This window comes from Haloferula sp. (assembly GCF_049672945.1).
Classification (GTDB): Bacteria; Verrucomicrobiota; Verrucomicrobiia; order Verrucomicrobiales; family Akkermansiaceae; genus Haloferula.
In genome coordinates this window covers 1-2282 of record NZ_JBATWY010000204.1, presented here as the reverse complement: position 1 = coordinate 2282, position 2282 = coordinate 1, and the positions used below count along the sequence as shown (strand labels likewise).

3 protein-coding genes are annotated in these 2282 nt (G+C 57.1%); 2 read left to right on the top strand and 1 reads right to left on the bottom strand.

Annotated elements, in window-relative coordinates; genetic code table 11:
* Positions 1–314, bottom strand: a 314-nt coding sequence (locus WBG04_RS18300; RefSeq protein ID WP_424316157.1) for a hypothetical protein, incomplete at its 3' end; no start/stop codon positions are given.
* A 426-nt stretch (positions 315–740) separates the two neighbouring features.
* Between WBG04_RS18300 and WBG04_RS18295 the strand changes: the two genes are divergently transcribed.
* On the top strand, positions 741–1400 hold the full coding sequence (locus tag WBG04_RS18295; RefSeq protein WP_424316156.1) for a helix-turn-helix domain-containing protein: 660 nt from the start codon (positions 741–743) through the stop codon (positions 1398–1400).
* A 328-nt stretch (positions 1401–1728) separates the two neighbouring features.
* Positions 1729–2282, top strand: a 554-nt coding sequence (locus WBG04_RS18290; RefSeq protein WP_424316155.1) for an alpha/beta hydrolase family protein, incomplete at its 3' end; no start/stop codon positions are given.

Genomic DNA, 2282 nt, shown 5'->3' with positions numbered 1-2282 from the left:
CGCAGCGTGATCGAATCGATACTGGAGTAGAGCCCGCTCAATGCGCTGACATCGAAGCTCAAAACGGAATTTTCCTCCCAGATTCCAGAGGAATGACTCAACGATCCGGCCCCAAAGGTTGTCGCCGCCCCAAACTTGTTATCAGCGTTGTTGCCGGCGATCAGAAGCGCATCGCGGTCCGCTTCGAAGCTCATCGAAGTCGCCCCCGCTGGGAGGGCGCATAGCGTGCACAAGGTGAGCGCGGCGGAGAGCCCGAGCCGCCGGGAGTGGCTGCGGGAAGAAGTGCGAGTGGGCATTTTTACTATGGCATTCATGATATTCTTGTTGGATTTTCTCTACGTATACCTTCAGGATACACACCCTCCAGAGCATGTGATGCGCCTCTCAGACCCTTAAAAGATCCTTAAGACTGCCTGAATCAGCAACCTTTCGCAATAGACAGGCTTCCTGTTTTCGTTTCGATTCCTCCTGCGCACCGAGGTCAGTGTCGATTCTTCGCCTAGGCCGATCCAGATATTCCGGCGCTGAGCACAGGCATCCCCCAGTAACCCCTTATGATCATTTCCTCTGGCAAAAGCACCGGAAGCGCTGGCCTGCGGTTTGAACGCGGGCCGGGATTTCCCCACTGGACAGCGGGATTCTTTCTCGGCGGGCTAACAGAGATCGCTTGCGGCGGCCGAACTTGGGAATTACCCGAACACCATGCCGTGATCTTTGCACCAGACACACCCTATGAACTCTTGCTCAAAAAGCAACAGCACGAGGTCTGGATGATCTTCGACCCGCGACCGCACCTGCTCGAAGCGCTGCAGTTCGCGAAGGATCAATCGACATCCTTCGTCGTTTCGTTCCCCAATCCGGCCTCCTGGGCTGCGGTGGAGACCGGGCTGAACGATCTGCTCATCTGGTGGAATGCCGAGGTGCGGCGCGAGCAGTTGGCGGAGAACTCAATGGAGAAAGTGCTGCTGCTCGCCCGGTTGGCAGCGTCCAGACAGCAACCAAACATCACCGACGAACGCATCCTCCGCGTAGTCGATCACATAAGCGGACGGCTGGCGCAGGAGTTCAGCATCGGTGATCTGGCGCGAGTAGCTGGCCTGTCGGTTTCACGATTCTCCCTGATTTTCAAAGAGTGCACCGGGATCGCGCCGGTCAAATTTCTCGAAATACGTCGGATCGAGAAGGCGCGGCACCTTCTGCTCACGACCGACCTGCCGGTCCAGCAGATCGGGCAGCAGGTCGGGTTGCCGAATGCGCAGCACTTCAGCACCCGCTTCAGGAAGCTGACAGGCCAAGCCCCTCGCGCATTCCGCATGGCACCGCAGCGCCGGTTCGCTGAACTCACCCCAGAGGAGGAAGAGCCGCCGCAAGGAGTTTGCTTCTCACGGACGACCTCTTAGCCAGCCGGCTGACTCGCCCAGCAAACAATGTGCCATTGAAAAAAATAAGCCTAGCAGTTTGTCGGACTCAGGTCCAAGAATTGACCCGAGCATGCTGATTCTCTGCAAAGCCGCACTACAGGATGTGGGAACTAAACTCTCAAATTGTGCACGATTTCTAAACGCCCTTTAACTTTACTCTAACAGGTAAATCTGCTAGTCCTTATGGTGTATTTAGATGGATCGCCGACCACTATATATTGCGCCTCTAAGTCCGACAGGCCGCGCGCCTTCTGAATACCTCCTCATATGCTCACTTTGTGAGCTCACAACCCTCAACTCCCACAATATGACAAAATCTTCCGCGCCCTTCCTACCAATGGCCCTCGCCACCATGCTCGGTCTTGGTGCCCTGCAAGCCGCCGATATCCAAAGCAACTTCTGGTATCCCTCCACGATTTCCACCGATGCCAACGGCCCTCTCGATCTTCTCGCGGAGCTGAACTATGACGACGCCCAGGCGAACGCACCCATCGTGGTCGTGATGCATGGCTACTCGAATGGCAACGGGGTGGCCAATGTCCGGGGTCCGGCTCAGCGGCTGCGTGACAGCGGCTTCTTCGCCATCTCGGTGGCGATGCGAGGACGCGATGGCTCGGACGGAGTCCGGGATTCCGGCGGCTTGGAGGTTCACGACATTTACGACGCTGTCGAGGCAGTGAAAGCCAATCCGACCTTCGTCGGGCTGATCGATCCTTCCAACGTCCACATCACCGGATACTCGGGCGGTGGGGGAAACACGATGTCGGCGCTCTCCAAGTTTCCCGACTACTTCCGGGTCGGCGCCTCGTTTTTCGGCATGTCCGACTATGGCTACAACCTGACGGACGGCTGGTACAACAA